Genomic DNA, 20,743 nt, shown 5'->3' with positions numbered 1-20,743 from the left:
AAGTCTCTGGGGTCTGTCATTTCTCTGCCTCCGGTTCGGCGTCGAGACCGTGCTCGATGGCATAACGCGCCAACTCCACCCGGTTGTGCAGTTGGAGTTTGCGCAATGTCGACTGGACGTGGTTTTCGACCGTGCGGTGGGAGATCACCAGGCGGTTCGCGATCTGCCGCGCGGTCAGGCCCTTGGCCACCAGCCGCAGCACCTCGGTCTCCCGGTCGGTGAGCTGGGGCTTGTCCTCCGAGTCGTCCGGAGCCGCGGCCATGCGCCGGTACTCGCCCAGCACCAGGCCCGCGAGACCCGCGGTGAAGACGGCGTCGCCGGCGGCGGTGCGCGAGACGGCCTCGACCAGTTCCTCCGAGGACGCGGACTTCACCAGGTAACCGGACGCGCCCGCCTTCACGGCCTGCAGCACGTCGTCGTGCTCGCCGGACGCGGACAGCACGAGCACGCGCGTCTCCGGCAGTTCGCTCGTGATCATCGCGGTCGCGTCGACCCCGGAGAGCTCGCCGAGGTTGAGGTCCATCAGGACCACATTGGGCCGCACGGCCTTCGCGATCCGCACCGCCGAGGGCGCGTCGCCCGCGGTCGCCACTATCTCGAAGCCGCGTTCCTGCAGATCGCGCGCCACGCCTTCGCGCCACATCGGGTGGTCGTCCACGACCATCACCGAGACCGTCATCTTGCCGCCCCCTTCCTGAACACCCGGACTTCCCATTCCGTGCCCTCCCCCGGCCCGGTCTGGAGCTCGAGCGTTCCGCCGAGCGACTCCACCCGGCCTTTGATCGACTTCTCGATCCCCATCCTGCCCTCCGCGGCGGCCGACGCGATCCGGCCTTCCGGGATGCCAGGCCCATCGTCCCTGACGCTCAACACGACTTCTTCCCCGAGATCCTCCAGCAGGACCCAGGCCCGCGCGTCCTCACCGCAGTGCTTGTCCACGTTGGACAGCGCCTCCCGCACCAGCGACGTGAGCTCGGTCGCGGCTCCCGCCTTCAGCATCACCTGCGTGGCGGGCGTGGACACCTGGATCTTCGGCGTGGCCAGCAGCTGCAGCCCCGGCCGCAGGTCGATCTCTCCATCCACAGTGGAGTCCACGGGGGCGGCGGCCACCAGGTTCCGCAGCGCCACCTCCTGCTCGCCCGCCATCTGGGCCAGTTCGGCCGCCTCGCCGCCGACCTCCAGGCCGCGTTTGCGCACGCGGGCGAGGACCTGCAGCACGCTGTCGTGGATCGACCGGGCGAGCCTCTCGCGTTCGGCCGTCGCGGCTTCGGCCCTCAATGCCTGGGCAAGCAGCACCGCGGACCGCCGTGCCGTGGCCGACGCCATGCCGACGACCATGCCCGCACCGGCCAGCAGCACCACGTCGCGCAGCAGGTCGAGGCTCGGCGAACGGTGCGACAGGTAGGTGAACAGGCCGACGGTCAGCCCGCCGCCGAAGCCCGCGGCCGCCCCGCCGAGCGCGCCCAGCGCGACCGCCGGCACGCACGCCCAGATCGTCGTGATCAGCGGCACGTGCAGGACCAGCAGCTGGTGGTCGGACATGATCAACGGTGACAGCGACATGAGACCGCAGGTCAGCGCCAGGTCGACGAGCACAATCGGCCACCGCCTGCCCCACGTCGTGCTGTAGGCGCGGCTCGTGAAGACGGACCACAGCGCCATCACCCCGAGCGTGGTCCACGCGAGCCAGGGCCGCACGTAACCGGATTGGTTCGCGATGACGTTGGCCGCCGCGAAGAGGAATGTGACTATGCGTAGCGCAATCGTCCCGCGCCACAGGGGCGTGGCCGGGTCGTCGATCACCTTCGTCACACGTTCGGCAGGCTCTTTGGGCACGCTGTGCTCCTTTCGGACACCATCCTGCCGCGTGAACGTGTGCTGGCTAACCCCCAGGTGGCCGTCTTCTGCCGAACGGAGGAATGTGCGACGCTCTCCGGGTTCGGGGGAGGGCGATGCAGGTGCGGGACTGGCCGGTGTGGACTTTGCGGCGGTCCGCGCTCGGCTACTGGTTGCTGATCGACGTGGCGGCGCTCGCCACCGTCACCTACGCCATCGTTTCCTCCGAAACGCCGTCACCCTCCGAAATCGCCAGGTTCGCCGCGATCGCGGGCACGGCGGGTGCGGTGATCATCGGCAGCACCATCTACAGCCACCGCCTGGGCGAGACCGAGCGCAACCCGTGGGCGGCCCACCTCTGCTACCTGACGGCCGGCATCCTCGCCCTCCCGCCGAACCTGCTGGTGCTGCTCCTCTTCGGCCCGGCCCTGCACTGCCTGCTGGCCCAGCGCCCGGAAACCCACCGCTGGCTCTTCACCCTGAGCGCCACCGCACTGGCCGTCTTCACCACCCGCTACGTCCTCGGCTGGGCCGACCCGCACGCCAACCTCCTGGTCCTCACCCTGGCCGCGGCACTGCTGCTGGTCCTGCGAGCGGGCCTGATCGCGCTGGGCCTGAAGCTGCGCAGCCCGTCCGCCACCTTCGAGGAGAACGTCGGCGAACCCATCGACGCCATCCTCGGCGTGGTCGCCGTGTCGATCGGCGGACTCATGGGCTGCGTCGCGGAGTCGAACGCCGTCCACGTCCTCATCGCCGGCCCGTCCCTTGCCCTGCTGGAACGAGCGGCCCAGCTCCCCCAGTGGCGCCGCTCGGCCCAGCGCGACGCCAAGACCGGCCTCGCCAACGCCGTGCACTGGGACAGCCGCGCCCGCTACGAACTGGCCAAGGGTGCGAGCCGCATCCGTCCGATGGCCGTGATGCTCCTCGACCTCGACCACTTCAAGAAGGTCAACGACGAGGTCGGCCACCTCGCGGGCGACGCCGCCCTGGCCGCGATCTCGTTGCTGCTGCGCGGCACCGTCCGCCGAGGAGACCTCGTCGGACGGTTCGGCGGCGAGGAGTTCGTGGTGCTCCTGCCCGAAGCGACTCCCGACGAGGCCGAGTACGTCGCCGAACGCGTGCGCAAGGCTGTGGCGGCTCTGCGGGTGCCCACGATGGCCACGGACGGCAAGCCGCACGAGCTGCACGGCCTGACCGTGTCCATAGGGGTGTCGACGACGACCCGGTTCGGGTACGAGCTGCCGGACCTGCTGGTGGCGGCCGACGCGGCGTTGCTGGCGGCCAAGGCGTACGGCCGGAACCTCGTGTCGATGGCCTAGAGCTCTTTGACCCGTTCGCTCTTGTCGTCCTTCGGCGCCGTGTCCTGAGGATTCAGCACGTCCACCTTCTCCGGGTTCTGCGCAGCGTCCGAATCGGACACCAGCGACCGGATCCCGGAGTTCAGCACCGCCAGCAACGGCACGGCAAGCAACGCCCCGGCGATGCCGCCGGTCACCAACCCGCCCGCGATCGCCAGCACCACGGCCAACGGGTGCAACTTCACCGCACGCCCCAGCAACAGCGGCTGCAGGACGTGCGACTCCAGCTGCATCACACCGATGAGCACGGCCAGCACGACCAAAGCGGCAATGGGCCCGTTGGTCACCAACGCGATCAACACCGCCACCGCACCGGTGAACACTGCACCGATGATGGGGATGAACGCACCGAGGAACACCAACGCGGACAGCGGCACCACGAGCGGCACACCGATGATCGCCAGACCGACGCCGACGCCCACGGCGTCCACGATCGCGACCACGGCCGTGGCGCGCACATAAGAAACGAGAGAGCTGAACCCGCGTCGCCCCGCCACGTCGACGCGCTGACGCACGTCCTGGGGCACGGCGCGAGTGACGAAGCGCCAGATGCCGTCACCGTCGTGCAGGAAGAAGATCAGCGTGAACAGCGCCAGCAGCAGGCCGGTGAGCAGCTCGCCCAGGGTCGCGGCGGTCGTGAGGGCACCGGACGTGATCTCCGCCTGGTTCTCCTTGATCGTCTTCACGATCTCGTTGACGTAGTTCTGCAGCTGCTGGTCGGACAGGTGCGCGGGCCCGTCCTTCAGCCACGTCTGGATCGTGTCGAGCGACGCCGCCACCTGTGACTGCAGCTCGGGGAGACCCCGGGAGAACTCGCTGATCACGAACGTCAGCACGCCGCCCAGGACGCCGAGGCCGATGATCATCATCACGGTCACCGCCACGCCGCGCGGCACGCGCCACTCGACGAGCTTCGAGACGCCCGGTGACAGCAGTGCGGCGAGCAGCAGCGCGATAGCGACGGGGATCACTATCGACGCGAGGAAGCCGAACACGTAGGCGACCACGTACAGCGCGGCCACCACGACGACGAACCGCCAGCTCAGCGCGGCACTCACCCGCAGCAGCTTCGGAACGCGGCCGCTGATCTCCGACTCCGGCGTGCTCATGGACCTCACGTTAACTGTTCAGGCCCTCGCCAAGGTGCAACCTCAGCAGGGATGATCCGATTCGTCAGGGGGAGGACGAACGTGATCAAGCCCGAAGACTTGACCGAGCTCGAACGCCAGGTCGCCGGGGCCTACGCGGGTGGCACCGAGATCGACCTGACCGGGCAGAGCGTGCGCGGCGAGGTGCTCACCGGTCTGCTGACCGGCATGTACCGGGTGCCGCGCAAGGGACTACCCGCTCTGCGCCTCCGCAACGCGCGGATCACCGGCAAGTTCGAACTGGAGGGCACCCGCGTCACGCGGGTCATCGACCTCACCCACTGCGCGTTCGAGGAGCCGCTCGACCTCCGCATGGCCCGCCTCATCGGCCTGCGGTTGCGCGGCACCCGCGTTCCGGGGCTCCAGGGTCGCAACCTCAGGGTCTTCAGCGACCTGGTCCTCGAGGCCGGCTTCACCTGCACCGGCACCGTCGACCTCACCGACGCCGCGGTGGACGGGACGCTCCGCCTCGCCGGCGCGGTGCTGCGCTCGAACACCGACCACGCGCTGCTCGGCGCCCGGCTGAGGGTCAGCGGTTCCATCCAGGCCATCGCGATGCGCGCGAACGGCGAGGTGCGCCTGCGGGGCGCGGCGATCGGCGGCAGCGTCCACCTCGGTGGCGCGCGGCTGCTCAACACCGGCAAGGACGCGCTCGACGCGTCCGGGATCGTCGTCGCGGGCAACGTCTTCTGCAACGCCGAGGGCGGCCGCTTCACCGCCGACGGCCGCGTGCTGTTCGACGGCGCGCGCGTCAACGGGAACGTCGAGTTCACCGGCGCCCGCCTCAACTCCGCCCACCGCGTCGACAACCAGGTGCTGGTCCTGCCGCACGGATCGGCCGACGAGGCCGCGACGCTCGTGGCCGACCGCCTCCGGGTCGAGGGCAACGTCGAGCTCGACGACGGCTTCATCAGCGAGGGCACGGTCCGGCTGCCGAACGCGAGCATCGGCGGCTACCTCCGGTTGTCCGGCGCGGTGATCGGGCCGCGGGAGATCGCCGAGGAGCTCGCCGGCGACGTCACGAACCGCATCCCGGTCGCCCTGCACGCCGACGGCATGCAGGTCCGCGGCGACGTCGAGGCCCGCAGCGCCGTCAACGGCGCGGGCGTCCGGTCCAAGGCACTGCACACCTACGGCCAGGTCCGGCTGTCCAACGCGACCATCAACGGCAGCGCCAGCATGTCCGGCGTCTCGCTGCACGGGCCCGGCATCGACGTCCTGTTCGCCGACCGCCTCCAGGTCGGCGGCACGCTCTTCCTGCGCGAGCTGAAGGCCAAGGGCTCGGTCCGCCTGCAGAACGCGAACATCGGCTCCACCCTCGACCTCTCCGGCGCCGAGCTCACCCTCCCGAGGCTCCGCGCGAACGGCACGCAGAAGCCGTCGCTGGACGCCCGCGCCATCACGATCGGCAAGGACCTCCTGTGCAGCCGCGGGTTCACCGCGGTCGGCGGCGTGCGGATCCGGCTGGGCGAGGTCGGCAAGATGGCGACGTTCAGCGACTCGCACCTCGGCTCGACCGCCGCGGACATCGCGCTCAACGCCTACGGCCTCACCGTCCACCAGTTCCGCCTGCACATCCCCGAGGGCCAGCAGCCCAAGGGGAAGATAGTGCTGAGCCGCCTCAAAGCGGTGTCGGTGACCGACGGACCGGGGCTGTGGGACGCCGAGGGCGGCGTCGCCGTGGACGACTTCGAGTTCGCCGGCATCACCGCCGACCCGGACGTGCCGGTGCAGACGCGGCTGAAGTGGTTGCTCAAGGTGCAGCCGGACTTCGCGCCAGGACCGTACGAACAGCTCGCCGCCGTCTACCAGCAGGGTGGCGAGGAGGAGCTCGCGCAGAAGGTCCAGCTGGAGAAGCAACGCCGCCGCTACTCCGAACTCGGCCGCGCCGGCCGGGTGTGGGGCGTCGTGCAGCGGTGGACCGTCGGCTACGGCTACCGGCCGTGGCTCGCGATCTGCTGGCTCGCCGTCTTCTGGCTGTTCGGCGCGTTGTGGTTCAACTGGCACCCGATGGTCAAGCTCAACAAAGACGAGGACCCGGTGTGGAACGCCGCGCTGCTCGCCCTCGACCTGCTGATCCCGATCATCGACTTCGGCCACGACGGCAAGTGGCAGTTCACCGGTGCGTCGCAATGGATATCTTCGCTGCTCGTGGCCGTGGGCTGGGTGCTCGCGTCGACCGCGGCGGCCGGTGCCGCGCGAGTGCTGAAGCGCGTGTGAGCCAAGGGAAGCCGTTCACACGATGTAGTTAACCGAGCGCTGAGAGCGTGCAATCGGGGTGGATGGACTGGCAGAGTCGCCGACGTCGACTTGATCAGTTGATCGTCGGCGATTCCCTTGAGCGCCACCGAGTAGCGAGGTTTCCTGCGTTGTTCTCCACTGAGCCGCGAGCGAAGACGGGAGCGATCGGCATCCGCCGGTTCGCCACCCGAGCGCTGCTCGCCGTCGGTGGAGCGATCGCGGGAACGGCCGTTGCCTGGGCGCTCACCACGACGTCGGCCATCGCGGCCGACACCGTGCCCGCTGCCGACGCGCAGCAGCTCGACGTCGTCAGCAAGATCGTCACCAAGACCGACGAGAAGCTGCCGGTCGTCGTCCCCGCCGCCAAGGCGGTGCACAAGATCGACGAGACCTTGCAGGCCGAGCAGGAGAAGGCTCGCGCCGCCCTGCCGGACGTGCAGGTCTCCCAGGCGGTCGAGCAGATCGCCGCCCGGATCATGCCGCAGGTCACCAGGATCGGTCAGTCCAGCAGCCCCGCCAGTGCGCGGTCGATGGACGTGACCTTCCCGGAGATCCCCGCGGCCCCCACCACCGATGCCGGACAGTCGCCGGCACCGGTGGTCTCGCAGTTCACCGGCCCGTCCGGTGGCAACTGGACGGATCTGCTGGAGCACAACGACTTCGTCGTGCCCTCCGAGCAGCGTCCGTCCCTGCCCAGCACCCCGTTCCCGAAGCTGCCCGTCCCGGCCCCCGCGCCGGTGCAGTGTGCTTCGTGCAACGACGGTTCTGGTTCTGCCAAGGGCAGCATGTTCGCTGCTCTCGCTGCACCCGGTGACGCTCACGGCATCTCGTCGACGCGCGCTCTCGCGCCGTCCACCGACGAGGTCACCGTGACGCCGGGCAAGCAGCCCGGTATCAACCCCGACTGATTCAAGCGCGCGGTCCGCGGCAGCCCTCTCCCCTGGCTGTCCGGAAGTCGACCGTCGCGCTTTTTTCTTGCGCTCAAACAGGTCGATCGCCGCGTGTGACTCCCCCGGTGATGGCGCGCCTTCCCCTGCGCGCTTCGGCCCCACCCCCTTGAGCCCCCGTCGCTTGGACGGGAAATCGATGAAGGAGATCTAATGCAGACCTGGGCAAAGCGCGGACTTCAGACCGCGTTTGTCACTGGTGGTTTGCTGATGCTCGGTACGGGCATCGCTTCTGCTCAGGAGAACGTCGACCCGGACGCTGCGCCTTCGGCTGTCGACGTCGCGGCGGCTATTCCGATCAAGGCTGACCAGAACAAGCTGGCCACCCCGGTCAAGGAAGTCACGGTCCCCAAGGTGGACCGGGCGATCAGCACGGACCGCGTCACCAACGCGGTGCCCACCCGCACGGCAGCGCCCGTCGCGAACCCGCTGGTTCGTCAGGCCGGTGAGCGCCTGCAGGGCACCGCCTTCCAGAACGTGGTGCGCGGCAACAGGATCCAGGGGCACCTCGATGTGCCGATCAACATCTGCGGCAACGCGATCGCGGTTCTCGCCGACACCGAGGCGACCGGCGACTGCACGCAGACCACGCACCGTGACGGCACCATCGTCACCGATGGCGCCAACCAGGCTCTCGCCGGCAACGTCGTCGCCGTCGACCACGTGCTCCCGGTCCAGCTCACCGGCAACGCGGTCGGAGCCGGCGGCAACGCCGAGACCAACACCACCGACGCCAAGCAGGTCTCGACGACCGGCGGCGACATCACGACCAGTGGTGAAAAGGGCAGCATCTCCGGCAACGTCGTGGCCGAGCGCGGTGCGACCCCGGTTCAGGTGACCGGCAACGGTGTGGGCGCGGCGGGCAACGCCGAGGGCAACTCCTCCGCTGACACGTTCGCCTCCTCCGAGGGCGACGTCATCACGAGCGGCAAGGACGGCTCGATCTCCGGCAACGCCGCGCCGATTCCGCTGGCACCGCTGTTCGAGGTGAACGGCAACTCGGCCGCCGCCGCGGGCAACTCCGCCACGGACTCGACGCAGTCCGGTGCCGCGTACGCCGGCGGCAAGACGATCACCAACGGCGACCCGGCCACCCTCGCCGGCAACATCGCCGAGCCCGCTCTCGCCGGCCCGATCACGGTCGACGACAACGCCGCCGCCGTCGGTGGCAACGCCGCCGCGATCAGCGACACGGTCAACGACTCGCGCGCCGGTGGCTCGCACCACACCACGGGCCACGGCTCCACGGCGTCCGGCAACATCGCCGGTGCACCCATCTCGCTGCCCGTCGCCGCGGGCGGCAACGGCGCGTCCCTGGTCGGCAACGCGCTGACCGACCACACCAACGAGGCGAACTCGACCGCTGGTGGCCAGTCCTTCACCGTGGGCGACAAGTCGGTCCTCTCCGGCAACATCGCCGACGTCCCGCCGGCCACCGCCGTGGACGTGTGCGGCAACGGCGCCACGCTCGCCGGCCAGGCTGCTGGTACCTGCGAGAACGACGTCCGCTCGGTCACCTCCGGCTACCAGGGCACGACCGGCAACGACTCGGTCGTCTCGGGCAACATCGCGTCGACCCCGGTCGCCACGCCCGCCGAGGTCTACGGTCTCGCCGCCGCTCTCGGTGGCCAGGCCTCCGGCTCGGCCGACGAGGTCAAGCTGGTCCAGTCCGGTGGCACGCCGAACACCCAGGACGACCGCGGCACGGTCTCCAGCAACATCGTGACCGCGCCGACCGCGGCCGCCCCGCAGGTCTTCGCCGTCACCGCCGGTCTCGTGGGCAACACCACGTCGGACGCGGCGAACGACACCACGGTCACCGCGGGCGACGCGCCCCACGCGACCGGCAAGAAGAGCTCGGCGTCCGGCAACATCGTCCAGGTCCCGACCTCGACGCCGGCCCAGGTCTTCGCCGACGGCGTCACCCTGGTGGGCAACAACGACACCACGGCCGTCAACGCCACCGACATGAAGGCCGGCGGCGACGCCATCACCACCGGCGAGGCGGGCTCCATCGCGGGCAACGCCATCTCGGCTCCGGTCGCGACCGGCACCCAGGTGCTCGGCTGGTCGGTCGGCGGCGGCAGCAACGTCAACTCGACGGCCACCAACGACCTCAGCTCGGTCGCCGGCGGCGACGTCAACAGCAACGGTGACAAGGGCGCCGTCTCCGGCAACCTGCTCGGCGCGCAGCCGGCGGTGCTCCCGGCGGTTCCGGGCAACACGATCGCCGCGGCCGGCATCACCAACTCCGACGTGGTGTCCGCCACCAACGTCGTGTCCGGTGACGACAGCTACACCTCGGCCGACGACGCTTCGGTCTCCGGCAACCTGGTCAACGTCCCCGCCAACGCCTTCGCCGGCGTGTACGCGGACGCGGTCGCGGTCGCCGGCAACGCGACGACGGTCACCGACAAGGCCTCGTACACCCAGGCCGGCGGCGAGACCCTCACCGAGGGCAGCGGCCCGCTGACCGCCCGCGACATGCACGTCCCGGTCGAGGCGGCCGCCAAGCTGGCGCGCATCCCCGTCGAGGTTCTCGGCCAGGCGACCACGCTGGGCACGAGCGACGACACGCAGCTCACCGGTGAGGAGACCGAGGGCCCCCTGCGCGCCACGCAGCTCAAGGGCCTGGAGCTCCCCAAGGGCGTCGACAGCCTGCTGAAGGCCAACCAGATTCCGACGTTCCACGGTCTCGACAGCAAGCTGCCGATCAACCAGTTCCCGAACCCGGCTGACCTGGCGGGCCTGGTCGGCCAGCTGCCCATCCAGGGTCTGCCCACGTCGGGTCTGCCCACGAAGGGTCTGCCCACGAAGGGCGCGACCAAGGGTCTGCCCACCCAGGGCGCGACCAAGGGTCTGCCCACCCAGGGCGCGACCAAGGGTCTGCCCACCCAGGGCGCGACCAAGGGTCTGCCCACCCAGGGCCTGACCCAGGGTCTGCCCACCCAGGCTCTCACCCAGGGTCTGCCCACGCAGGCTGTCACCGAGGGCATCACCAAGGGTCTGACCCAGGGTCTGACGCAGGGCCTGGCCAAGGGCATGGCCAAGGCGCCCACCAAGGGTCTGCCCATCAAGGGCCTGACCGGTGGGGCGAAGGAGCGCTCCTCCCTGCCGCTGAACGGCGGCACCGGCAGCATCACGCCGAACGTCCAGGGCCTGCCCCTGGGCCAGCTGCTCGACGCCGCGAAGGGTCTGGTTCCGGCCGGCGCCACCGGGCGTTCGCTGCCGTCCGTCCCGGTGACCGCCCCGGCCCTGCCGGTGCCGGTGCAGCTGCCCGCGCTGCCCACCGAGCGTTCGCTGCCCGCGCTGCCCGTCGACGGCCCGGCCTCCCTCTCGGGTCTCAGCCTGAACCCGACCAAGGGTCTGGCGCCGCAGGCCGGCGAGCGCGCGCTGCCGCTCGACGCCCCGGCGCTCGCCATGATCGACCCGGCCAACCTGTTCCAGAAGGTGACCGGCTCGCTGTAACACCCCGCACCACGTAACACCCTCCCTCCGGTAAGAAGCTGAGCCCCAGCGACACGACGGTGTCGCTGGGGCTCAGTGCCGTCCGGGGGGAATTCGTGCTGTGGCGAGCACTTCCTGCGGTGCGGCATCGCCGTCGCTCGTCACCCAGCGGACCAGCGGAACCTCCCCGACCAGTCCCCTGACCAGCTCGGCGATGGGCGACCCGTCCCCGAAGTCGTGCTCGGCCAGCACCGCCAGCACCGCGTCGCCGTACCGCGCGACCGTGAAGTCGGGCCGGAGGTTCCGCCGCAGGCTCCGCGCCGCGGCCAGCACGTCGTCCGGCCCGGTGATCAGCACCAACGTCACGAGCGTGCCGCGCGTGCGGGCACGGATGAGCGACTGCTCCAGGCGGTCGAGCAGCAGCGCGTGTCCGGGCAGCCCCGTCAGCGGGTCGTGCAGCACCCTCCGGTTCTAGCCGAGCCCAGGTCCGTTGACCAGCACCGCGACCCGCACGGGTGAGTCATCCCAACGCCCGTCGAACCGCACCCGGTCAGGGGGCGGGCACTGCCTTCTCCGCCGCGCGGCTGACCTGTTCCCACGCGGCCCACGTCTCCATCCGCCGCCGGGAGATGTCGAAGGCGACGTCGTAGACCATGCTGCCGAGCAAGAGCCTGAGCGGCGGCTCGTCGCTCGCGACCAGCTTCATCACCGCCTCGGCAGCCAGTGCCGGCTCGCTGTCGACCGACCCTTCGGCCCACTGCTTCTGCAGCTCGTCGCGCAGCTCGTCGTAGACGGGGTTCGGCTCGGTCGCCCGGCTGCTGGTGTACAGGTCGGTCCAGTACCCACCGGGCTGAACGATGGTGATCTTGACCCCGAACCGCGCGGCCTCGGCGGCCAACGCCTCACTCATGCCCTCCAGCGCGAACTTGCTCGCGCTGTACAGCCCGGTGCTGGGAAAACCGCCGAGCGCACCGATGCTGGAAATCTGCAGCAGGTGCCCACTCCCGTTGGCGCGCAGGTGCGGCATCACGGCCTGACTCACCCACAACGCGCCGAAGAAGTTGAGCTCCATCTGCGCGCGGGCGTCGGCCTCGGTGAACTCCTCGACCATCCCGGTGAACAGCGCCCCGGCGTTGTTCACCACGACGTCGAGGCTCCCGAAGTGCTCGACGGCCTGCCCGACGACGTCGAACACGGCCTCCCGGTCGGTGACGTCCAACCGCAGTCGCAGAAGCCGGCCGGGGTGCTTCGTCGCAAGCTCGTCGAGCGGCGACACGTCACGCGCCACGCCCACGACCCGGTCCCCCGAGGCGAGCGCCGCCTCGGTGAACGCGCGGCCGAGACCACGGCTGGCACCGGTGACGAACCAAACCCGAGATGCAGCTGAGGCAGTCATCTTCAGTTCCCCCTGGATTTGACGAGACGAGACGTATCGTCTCGTTGACGTGCTGAAGCATGCACCTGTCGGCATCGACGTGTCAAGACGAGACGTCTCGTCTCGCCATTTGCTAGATTTCCCCGGTGCCCACCCCAGACGTCAGCCGCCGCAGCGACACCGCGCGCCGGGCGATCCTCGCCGCAGCCCTCGACCTCGTGGCGGAGGTGGGCTACGCGAAACTCACCATCGAGCGAATCGCCCAGGCAGCAGGGGTGGGCAAACAGACGATCTACCGCTGGTGGCCCTCGAAGGGCGCGCTGTTCTTCGACGCTTTCCTGACTCTCGCGGGCGACGGTGAAGCAGCGTCCCTCCCCGACACCGGGGACCTCGCGACAGACATCAAGCTGGTCCTGAGCGCCACCGTCGACGAACTGAACGACCCGCGCTTCGACCAGGCGATGCGCGCGCTGCACACCGAGATCGTCCTGGACCCGGCCCTGGCCGCCGACTACGCGACGAGGCTCGACAACCCGATGCGCGAGATCAAGAAGGCCCGCCTCCGCACCGCCCAGCAAGCCGGGCAACTGGCCGCCGACGTGGACCTGGAGGTGGCGGTCGACCTCATCTGGGGACCGATCCTCAACCGGTGGCTCCACCGCACCGCACCGCTGACCAGCGACTACGCCCACCAGGTGGTGGACACGGCGCTACGCGGCCTCGAGCCCCGCAAGCCGTAGCTCGCTGGTCTACCTCTGGGCGATCACTCGCGGACCACCCGCTGGGGGTGAAGTCCGGCGCGGCCTACGTCTGGGCCAGGTCGGTGAAGCGGCTGTAGTGCAGCTGGTGCGCCACGACGATGGTGGCGGTCGGGCCCGCGCGGTGCTTGGCGATGATGAGGTCGGCCTCGCCGGCGCGCGGGTCGTCGCGTTCCCAGGCGTCCGGGCGGTTGACCAGGATGACCATGTCGGCGTCCTGCTCCAGGGAGCCCGACTCGCGGAGGTCGGAGAGCATCGGGCGCTTGTCGGTCCGCTGTTCCGGGCCTCGGTTGAGCTGGGAGATCGCGATGACCGGGACGTGGAGCTCCTTGGCGATCAGCTTGAGGTTTCGGGAGAACTCCGAGACCTCCTGCTGGCGCGACTCGGTCTTCTTGCCCGACGACATCAGCTGGAGGTAGTCGACGACCACGAGCTTGAGGTCGTGCCGCTGCTTGAGGCGGCGGGCCTTGGCCCTGATCTCCATCATCGTGAGGTTCGGGCTGTCGTCGACGAAGAGCGGGGCCTCGCTGATCTCGCTCATGCGGCGGGCCAGGCGGGTCCAGTCGTCGTCGCTCATCGTGCCGCCTCGCATGTCGCTCAGGCGGATGCGCGCCTCGGCGGAGAGCATGCGCATGACGATCTCGGTGCGGCTCATCTCCAGGCTGAAGATGGCGCTGGTCATGCCGTGCTTGACCGAGCACGACCTGGCGAAGTCGAGGCCCAGCGTCGAGTTGTGGGTCGGGATCATCGTCTCGCCCGCGAGGTACAGGTGGTCGTGGTTGTCGACCTGCACGCACCTGACCGGGACGGAGGCGACCGGGCGGACCGCGACGATCTCCACCTGGCCGTGCTTGCCCAGGCCGGCGATCAGCTCGTCGACGTCGCGGCGCAGGCGGGCGAAGCGGCCGTCGATCTGCAGGGCGGCCAGCAGTTCGGCGCGCTGCTTGTGGGACGCGCGCAGGTACGCGGCCGGGATGTGCGGGTCGTCGGCCAGGTCGAGTTCCTTGGCGACGCGCAGCTCGTCGTCGGTCAGCTCCATGTCGCCCAGGCCGGACAGGAACAGGCCCAGCGCGCGAGGCGACAGCGGCAACGACGCGGCCGGCAGGTCCCAGGCCTCGGACATGCGGACGAACATGCGGCACAGGCCGACCCGCTCGAACAGCTGCGCGGTGGTGCGGATCGCCCAGAAGCCGCCGGTCTCGCTGCACGACTCCGTCAGCCACTGGTGCTCGGCGTCGGCCACGATCACGGTGCCGTCGGAGAACTCGACCTCGAAGCACGGGCGGCCCGTCATCACCTCGGTCGCGGCGACCACTCGGGTCGGACGGCCGTCGGCGCCGATCAGGAACTCGCCCACCGACACGGAGCCCATCGTCGTCCAGCCGGTGGGCGTGGGCAGCGGGGTGTCCAGTGCGAGCGCCTTGCCGACACCGGGACGGGCGGCGACGATGATCATCTGGCCGCCGTGCAGGCCGTTGGTCAGGGCGTCGAGGTCGGCGAAGCCCGTCGGGATGCCCTGCGACATGCCGCCGCGGGACGCGATCGCGTCGATCTCGTCCATGGTCGGCTGGAGCAGGTCTTCGAGGGCGACGTAGTCCTCGGTGGTGCGGCGGTCGGTGACCTCGTAGATCGCGGCCTGCGCCCGGTCGACCACCTCGTCGACGTCCGCGCCCTCGGCACCGTTGTACCCCAGCTGCACGATGCGCGTGCCGGCCTCGACCAGGCGGCGCAGCACCGCCTTCTCGGCCACGATCTCGGCGTAGTAGCCGGCGTTCGCGGCCGTGGGGACCGTCGCGATCAGCGTGTGCAGGTACGGCGCGCCACCCACGCGCAGCAGTTCGCCGCGGCGTTCGAGCTCGGCCGAGATGGTGATCGGGTCGGCGGGCTCGCCGCGGCCGTACAGGTCGAGGATGCAGTCGTAGATCGCCTGGTGCGCCGGGCGGTAGAAGTCGTTCGGCGCGAGCGCCTCGATGACGTCCGCGATCGCGTCCTTGGACAGCAGCATGCCGCCGAGAACGGACTGCTCCGCCGCGAGGTCCTGGGGCGGCTGACGCTCGAATGCGGGCTCAGCCATGCCCCGGTCGTCCACGAGCGCCACTGCCGAATCACCCCTGCGAAGAGTCGAGAGCCGGTGCCTGAATCACCTAGTTGTACCGCGCGGCACCGACAATTTCGGGCGGCCACGCTGTGCGATGGCCTTGCCCTGACAGCGACGCTAGAGGGACCCGTCCGGAGCAAGCAAACCAGCGTGTGGATCGCCCTGTGGACAACTGGGGGACAACCTGTGGATGGTTGCCCACAGGGGTCGCGACGCTGGGGACAACCTGTTGACAACCAGTGGAGTGACAGAAGTAACTGCAGCTCAGTGGCTGTGTGCAAGTTGTGGAAAAAGTTGTGCGCCACACCCTCGGCGTGTCGCGAAAAACACCCTCTTCGGCGTGTCGCAGCCTCGCTGAACAAGCGGTTTATCCACAGGAAGTGGACAGAACGACACTGCTCCGAACGAGCGAAAGCGCCACCCGCCCGGAGCATTCCGGGCAGGCAGCGCTTCAGCAAGCCGAACCGTAGGGGAACCCCACCAAAGAGTGCGGCTCTCGCCTGACGAGATCGAGGAACTACTCGCCCGCGGTGACCTCGAGCGGCAGGGCGACGGTGACCTCGGGGTGGAGGCGAACCGTGACCGAGTGCTTGCCGGTGGTCTTGATGTGACCTGGCAGCTCGATGGCGCGCTTGTCCAGGACCGGACCACCGGCGGACTTGACGGCAGCCGCCACGTCCGACGCGGTGACCGAGCCGAACAGCTTGCTGCTGCCGGCGGCGGCCTTGGCCTTGAGCGTCACGGAGAGACCCTCGAGCGCGGTCTTGATCTCCTTGGCGTGGTCCAGGTCGCGCACGCGGCGGGTGTCCTGCGCGCGGGTGATGACCTGGATCTGCTTCTGCGCGCCACGGGTCGCGACGATCGCGAGACCACGCGGGAGCAGGTAGTTGCGGCCGTAGCCGTCCTTGACCTCGACGATGTCGCCGGGAGCGCCAAGGCCGGAAACGTCAGCGGTGAGGATGAGCTTCATCGCAGTGTCTCCTTCTCTTAGCGAGCGGTCGAGGTGTAGGGCAGCAGGGCCATCTCACGGGCGTTCTTCACGGCAACAGCGACGTCGCGCTGGTGCTGCGAGCAGTTGCCCGTGACGCGGCGGGCACGGATCTTGCCGCGGTCGGAGATGAACTTCCGAAGCAGCGTCGTGTCCTTGTAGTCGATCAGGGACGCGCTCTTGTCCTTGCAGAAGGCGCAGACCTTCTTCTTGGGCTTGCGCACAGGCGGCTTGGCCATGTGTCTCTAACTCCTGGTTACGCAGTGAATGAAGTACTGGATGACCGGTGCAGTCGGTCTAGAAGGGGGGCTCGTCGGCGAAGCCGCCGCTGGAACCGGCCTGCGGGGCAGAACCCCACGGGTCGTCCGCGGGCGCGCCGCCGCCACCGCCGCGAGACTGCTGACCGCCGCCGCCGCCGAAGCCGCCGCCACCGCCGCCGTCTCCACGGCTGACCTTGTTGACCTTCGCGGTCGCGTAGCGCAGCGAGGGGCCGATCTCGTCGACCTCCAGCTCCACGACAGTGCGCTTCTCGCCTTCCTTCGTGTCGAAGGAACGCTGGCGCAGCCGTCCGGAGACGAGCACTCGCGAACCGCGGGTGAGCGACTCGGCCACGTTCTCGGCGACCTGCCGCCACACGTTGCACCGCAGGAACAGCGCTTCGCCGTCCTTCCACTCGCCCGACTGCCTGTCGAACGTGCGGGGCGTGGAGGCGACCGTGAAGCTGGCCACCGCCGCACCGGACTGGGTAAAGCGGAGTTCGGGGTCGGCAGTCAGGTTCCCGACTACCGTGATCGTCGTCTCACCAGCCATGTCTTGGGAGCTCCCCTAATCGAGGTTCGTCAGGCCCTGGCAGCGGCGCGCGCCGCCGACTTGGCCGACTTGGCGTCCGACTTGGCCGCGGCCTTGGCAGCCAACTTGGCGGCCTTGGCGGGCTCGCGGCGCAGGACCTTCGTCCGGAGCACCGTCTCCTGCAGACCGAGCTGGCGGTCCAGTTCCTTCACCGCGTCAGGCGTCGAGGTCAGGTCGAGCACCGCGTAGATGCCCTCGCTGTTCTTGTTGATCTCGAAGCTCAACCGGCGCTTGCCCCACACCTCGACCTTCTCAACGTTTCCGCCCGTGGTGCGGATGACGTTGAGGAACGTGTCGAGCGACGGTGCGACAGTGCGCTCGTCGAGACTGGGGTCGAGGATGACCATCACTTCGTAATGACGCATGAGGACCACTCACCTCCTGTGGACTCGCGGCCACGGGCTTTCCGTGGCAGGAGGGTCGTCGCGTCAGCAACTGACAAAGGTTAACAGAGCGCGTCCGGCGACTACGCAGGGGTGCGACGCAGTGCCCAGGTCCGCACCAGCGCGCCCGTGACCAGGGCGAGCATCAGCACCGCGACCAGCACCGGAGCACCGACCCCGCCGGGTCCGCTCAGCCTGGGCAGCGCCGTGGCGCGGCCGGCGGCCTGCACCGAGTCGCCCGCGACGCCGGTGCCGTTGGACGCGCGGGGCACCTGCGAGCCGTACCGCACGCCGGGCGACGGCGAGTAGAGGCCGGGCATCGCGAACGGCAGCGAGCCGTAGCTGAACAGCGGCACGCGGCCGAAGTTCGAGCCGATCGGGTAGAGCGAGAAGTCGCGGTTGCTGGGAGCGCCCACGCCGGGAACGCCCGGCTGGGTGCCCGGCTGCGTGCCGGGGTTGGTCCCGGGCTGCGGCTGGGGCTGCTGACCAGGGGGCTTCGGAGCGCCGGGGATCGCACCGACGGCCTGCTGCGAGGCGTCCGCGACGGCCTTGGCGCCGTCCTGCACGGGCGCGACGGCCTGGTTCACGCCGACGACCGTGACCTGGCAGCCCTGCGTCAGCGTGGCGCGGACGGTCTTGTCGAGCGTGCCGAGGATCGGTCCGAGCAGCGGGATCTTGTTCACCTCGACCATCACGGCGTTGGCGATCGTGCCGCCGCTGATGGTCGTCGTGCCGACCTGCACCGCGCCGATCGGCATGGGCTTGGCCTGCGCGAACGCCTGCTTGAACGGTTCGGCGAGCGGCGGCCCGAGCAACGGGACGGCGCGCACGAGGTCGGTGATCGGCTGTGTCACCGCGGCCGGACTCAGAGAGACGGGGGTGCCGGGAGCGCCCTGCACGGTGGTGGCACAACTGCCGACCACGATGGGATCAGCGGCGTGCGCGACCCCGCCCACCGAAGCGGACGCCAGGGCCAGCAGCGCCGTGGCGGCGACGCTCAGCAGCTTCATGCGAACCCCTTTCCTACTCTCTGGTAACGACCGTAGGTCCTGGTGGTGACGTAGACCATCCCCAGTTTTTTCGATTACTCCTATCGGCGGCGGCTGCGATGGCGTTGTGGGCGCCGACTACCCTCCTGCGTATGCGCATCGGGGCCCATGTACGCGACGACGACCCGGTCGGCGCCGCGGCCGAACGCGGGGCCGAGGTCGTCCAGTTCTTCCTGTCGGATCCCCAGGGGTGGAAGAAGCCCAAACCCCACCCGCAGACGGAGGCCCTGCTCGCCTCCGGACTGGACGTGTTCGTCCACGCCCCGTACATGATCAACATCGCTTCGCTGAACAACAAGATCCGGATTCCGTCCAGGAAGAACGTGATCCAGCACGCGGAGGCCGCCGCGACGGTCGGCGCCAAGGGCCTGATCGTGCACGGCGGCCACGTCACCAAGGGCGAGGACCCGGCGGAGGGCTTCGCGAACTGGCGCAAGTTCTTCGAGCGCCAGGTCGCCGAGGGCGGCTTCGCGGTCCCGGTCCTGATCGAGAACACCGCGGGCGGCGACGGCGCCATGGCCCGCACGTTCGACTCCCTCAAGCTGCTCTGGGACGCGGTCGGCGAGTTCGGCGCGGGCTTCTGCCTCGACACCTGCCACGCGTACGCCGCCGGTGAGGACCTGGTCGGCATCGTCGACCGGGTGAAGGCGATCACCGGCCGGATCGACCTCGTGCACCTCAACAGCTCACGCGACGAGTTCGGTTCCTCGCGCGATCGGCACGACAACATCAAGACTGGCACCATCGACGCCGACCAGCTGGCGGCCGTGGTCGCCACGGCCGGATGCCCCGTCGTGGTGGAGACGCCCGACGAGGGCCAGGCCGACGACATCGCCTTCCTGCGCGACCGCGCCGGCCGGTGAACACCGTGCACGAGGTGGTGAGCGTGACGCCCGAGCGAGGCGACGCCGGGCGTTCCGTGAACCGCTTCGGCAGCGCTGCCGCCGCCGTGCTCGTGTTGCTGTGCGGGCTCACGCTGCTGCTGGGCTTCGTCAACAAGGACCGCTGCACCGGTCCCGCGTTCGACCAGTGGGGCCGCACGCAGCCCGACTACGACGAGCGCAACAAGGAAGACGTCTGCTACTCCGACATCCAGCACCTCTGGATCGGGCGCGACATCGACCGGCACGTCTTCCCGTACGTCGACGGCAACATCAACGACAAGGGCATCCTCATCGGGGGCTCGGTCGAGTACCCGGTGCTGTCCGGCCTGCTCATCTGGGCCGGTGCGATCTTCGCGCACAACGATGCGGAGTACCTGCTCTACTCGTCGCTGCTGATGGCGCCGTTCGGCCTGCTCACGGGCTGGATGCTGGGCAAGCTGGCCCGCTGGCGCGCGTTGCTGTGGGCGATCGGGCCACCGCTCGTCCTCTACGCCTTCCACAACTGGGACCTGCCCGTCGTCCTGTGCTCGGTCGCCGCGGTCTTCGTGGTGCACCGCTGGAACCGGCCGCTCGTCGAGAGAGCTGTGGTCGCGTCCGTGCTGCTCGGGCTCGGGTTCGCGTTCAAGGTCTACCCGGCCGCCTTCGTGCTGCCGCTGATGCTCTTCGTCGCCACGGGCGGCTGGCGCGGCCAGGAGATGCCGGACGGCAAGAAGGTCGACGTCGTCGGTGCGGTCAAGGTCGGCCTGGCCTCGATCGTCACGGTCGTGCTCGTCAACCTGCCGTTCGCGGTCGCCGGTTACGACGGCTGGGCGGCGTCGTTCGAGTTCCAGTCGCTGCGCAGGGTCGACATCACCACGAACTCGATCTGGTACTGGGGCCTGCGGCCGTTCATCGGCGACGACGCGATGCAGTCGCTGGTCGGCGTCATCTCGCCGATCACGATCCTCATCTCGTTCGCGATCGCCGCGGGCTACGGCTGGCTGCGGTTCCGCCGCGAGGGCAGCTACCCCTGGATCGCCGTCTCCGGCGCGATGCTGTGCGGCTTCATGCTGCTGCACAAGGTCCACTCGCCGCAGTACACGCTGTGGCTGGTGCCGTTCCTCGTGCTGCTGCGCGTGCGGCTGGTGTGGGCCTTCGCCTACTTCGTGGTCGACCTGGCCATGGGCATCGGCATCTTCCGCTGGTTCTGGGCGATCGAGTTCGGTCAGCCGGCCGGGATCTACGACAGCTTCTCCGCGCAGGCCGTGATGATCGGCGTGTGGGGCCGTGCCGCACTGCTCGTGGCGCTGTTCGTGGCCTTCCTCAAGGCCAGGGACGTCACCGAGGACGACCGGGAAGATCTGAAGTTCATCCGCGGGGCTGTAGCAGCGAAGGGCTGATCG

At 69.5% G+C, this 20,743-nt stretch carries 18 protein-coding genes; 7 read left to right on the top strand and 11 right to left on the bottom strand.

Going from position 1 to position 20,743, the window contains the following annotated elements:
• Positions 1-16: 16 nt before the first annotated feature.
• Positions 17-679, bottom strand: coding sequence for a response regulator (locus tag ORI60_RS08965; RefSeq protein ID WP_266036249.1), 663 nt, complete (start codon positions 677-679; stop codon positions 17-19).
• On the bottom strand, positions 676-1,836 hold the full coding sequence (macS, locus tag ORI60_RS08960) for a MacS family sensor histidine kinase (RefSeq protein WP_266036247.1): 1,161 nt from the start codon (positions 1,834-1,836) through the stop codon (positions 676-678). The genes ORI60_RS08965 and macS overlap by 4 nt, the downstream gene beginning before the upstream one ends.
• A 116-nt stretch (positions 1,837-1,952) precedes the next feature.
• Here macS and ORI60_RS08955 point away from each other — a divergent pair, with 116 nt between their 5' ends.
• The gene (locus tag ORI60_RS08955) at positions 1,953-3,155 is read left to right on the top strand and encodes a diguanylate cyclase (protein WP_323055889.1); all 1,203 of its coding nucleotides are present in this window, start codon (positions 1,953-1,955) and stop codon (positions 3,153-3,155) included.
• Here ORI60_RS08955 and ORI60_RS08950 read toward each other — a convergent pair.
• Complete coding sequence (locus ORI60_RS08950; protein WP_266036245.1) at positions 3,152-4,303, bottom strand: AI-2E family transporter; 1,152 nt, start codon at positions 4,301-4,303, stop codon at positions 3,152-3,154. The two genes, ORI60_RS08955 and ORI60_RS08950, sit on opposite strands and share 4 nt — an antisense overlap.
• 81 nt (positions 4,304-4,384) lie before the next feature.
• Here ORI60_RS08950 and ORI60_RS08945 point away from each other — a divergent pair, with 81 nt between their 5' ends.
• The 3 genes from ORI60_RS08945 to ORI60_RS08935 all read left to right on the top strand — a co-directional run bounded on the left by ORI60_RS08945 (position 4,385) and on the right by ORI60_RS08935 (position 10,998).
• The gene (locus tag ORI60_RS08945) at positions 4,385-6,562 is read left to right on the top strand and encodes a hypothetical protein (RefSeq protein ID WP_266036243.1); all 2,178 of its coding nucleotides are present in this window, start codon (positions 4,385-4,387) and stop codon (positions 6,560-6,562) included.
• 149 nt (positions 6,563-6,711) lie between these two features.
• On the top strand, positions 6,712-7,491 hold the full coding sequence (locus tag ORI60_RS08940) for a hypothetical protein (RefSeq protein WP_266036240.1): 780 nt from the start codon (positions 6,712-6,714) through the stop codon (positions 7,489-7,491).
• Positions 7,492-7,683: 192 nt separating this feature from the next.
• A complete protein-coding gene (locus tag ORI60_RS08935) occupies positions 7,684-10,998 on the top strand; it encodes a beta strand repeat-containing protein (protein ID WP_266036238.1) in 3,315 nt (1,104 codons plus the stop codon).
• A gap of 72 nt (positions 10,999-11,070) precedes the next feature.
• Here ORI60_RS08935 and ORI60_RS08930 read toward each other — a convergent pair whose 3' ends face one another.
• Both ORI60_RS08930 and ORI60_RS08925 read right to left on the bottom strand, forming a co-directional pair.
• Positions 11,071-11,439, bottom strand: a complete 369-nt coding sequence (locus ORI60_RS08930; protein WP_266036237.1) for a hypothetical protein — start codon at positions 11,437-11,439, stop codon at positions 11,071-11,073.
• A gap of 88 nt (positions 11,440-11,527) precedes the next feature.
• Entirely contained in the window at positions 11,528-12,373 is an 846-nt protein-coding gene (locus ORI60_RS08925) for an SDR family oxidoreductase (protein ID WP_266036236.1), read from the bottom strand.
• A gap of 125 nt (positions 12,374-12,498) precedes the next feature.
• Here ORI60_RS08925 and ORI60_RS08920 point away from each other — a divergent pair, with 125 nt between their 5' ends.
• Positions 12,499-13,092 (top strand): TetR/AcrR family transcriptional regulator, encoded by a 594-nt coding sequence (locus ORI60_RS08920; protein ID WP_266036234.1) that lies wholly within the window; start codon positions 12,499-12,501, stop codon positions 13,090-13,092.
• Positions 13,093-13,156: 64 nt separating this feature from the next.
• Here the strand turns inward: ORI60_RS08920 and dnaB are convergent, their stop codons facing one another.
• From dnaB to ORI60_RS08890, 6 genes are all read right to left on the bottom strand, one after another.
• Positions 13,157-15,115, bottom strand: a complete 1,959-nt coding sequence (gene dnaB, locus ORI60_RS08915; protein ID WP_416234384.1) for a replicative DNA helicase — start codon at positions 15,113-15,115, stop codon at positions 13,157-13,159.
• A 610-nt stretch (positions 15,116-15,725) separates the two neighbouring features.
• The gene (gene rplI, locus ORI60_RS08910) at positions 15,726-16,178 is read right to left on the bottom strand and encodes a 50S ribosomal protein L9 (RefSeq protein WP_266036230.1); all 453 of its coding nucleotides are present in this window, start codon (positions 16,176-16,178) and stop codon (positions 15,726-15,728) included.
• A gap of 17 nt (positions 16,179-16,195) precedes the next feature.
• Positions 16,196-16,435, bottom strand: a complete 240-nt coding sequence (rpsR, locus tag ORI60_RS08905) for a 30S ribosomal protein S18 (protein ID WP_030480165.1) — start codon at positions 16,433-16,435, stop codon at positions 16,196-16,198.
• A 58-nt stretch (positions 16,436-16,493) separates the two neighbouring features.
• The gene (locus ORI60_RS08900) at positions 16,494-17,006 is read right to left on the bottom strand and encodes a single-stranded DNA-binding protein (RefSeq protein WP_266036224.1); all 513 of its coding nucleotides are present in this window, start codon (positions 17,004-17,006) and stop codon (positions 16,494-16,496) included.
• A 29-nt stretch (positions 17,007-17,035) separates the two neighbouring features.
• Positions 17,036-17,410: a 30S ribosomal protein S6 gene (gene rpsF, locus ORI60_RS08895; protein WP_266036222.1), complete on the bottom strand. Its 375-nt coding sequence runs from the start codon at positions 17,408-17,410 to the stop codon at positions 17,036-17,038.
• 101 nt (positions 17,411-17,511) lie between these two features.
• On the bottom strand, positions 17,512-18,438 hold the full coding sequence (locus tag ORI60_RS08890; protein ID WP_266036220.1) for a hypothetical protein: 927 nt from the start codon (positions 18,436-18,438) through the stop codon (positions 17,512-17,514).
• A gap of 131 nt (positions 18,439-18,569) precedes the next feature.
• On the opposite strand from ORI60_RS08890, the gene ORI60_RS08885 reads away from it, so the two are divergent.
• Positions 18,570-19,340: a deoxyribonuclease IV gene (locus ORI60_RS08885; protein WP_266036218.1), complete on the top strand. Its 771-nt coding sequence runs from the start codon at positions 18,570-18,572 to the stop codon at positions 19,338-19,340.
• Positions 19,341-19,363: 23 nt separating this feature from the next.
• Entirely contained in the window at positions 19,364-20,740 is a 1,377-nt protein-coding gene (locus tag ORI60_RS08880; protein WP_266036216.1) for a glycosyltransferase family 87 protein, read from the top strand.
• Positions 20,741-20,743: the final 3 nt, after the last annotated feature.

Origin of the sequence: Lentzea sp. NEAU-D7, from assembly GCF_026242055.1 — a bacterium.
Classification (GTDB): Bacteria; Actinomycetota; Actinomycetes; order Mycobacteriales; family Pseudonocardiaceae; genus Lentzea.
The sequence above is the reverse complement of the archived record's forward strand: the minus strand, read 5'-3'. Positions and strand labels throughout refer to the sequence as shown.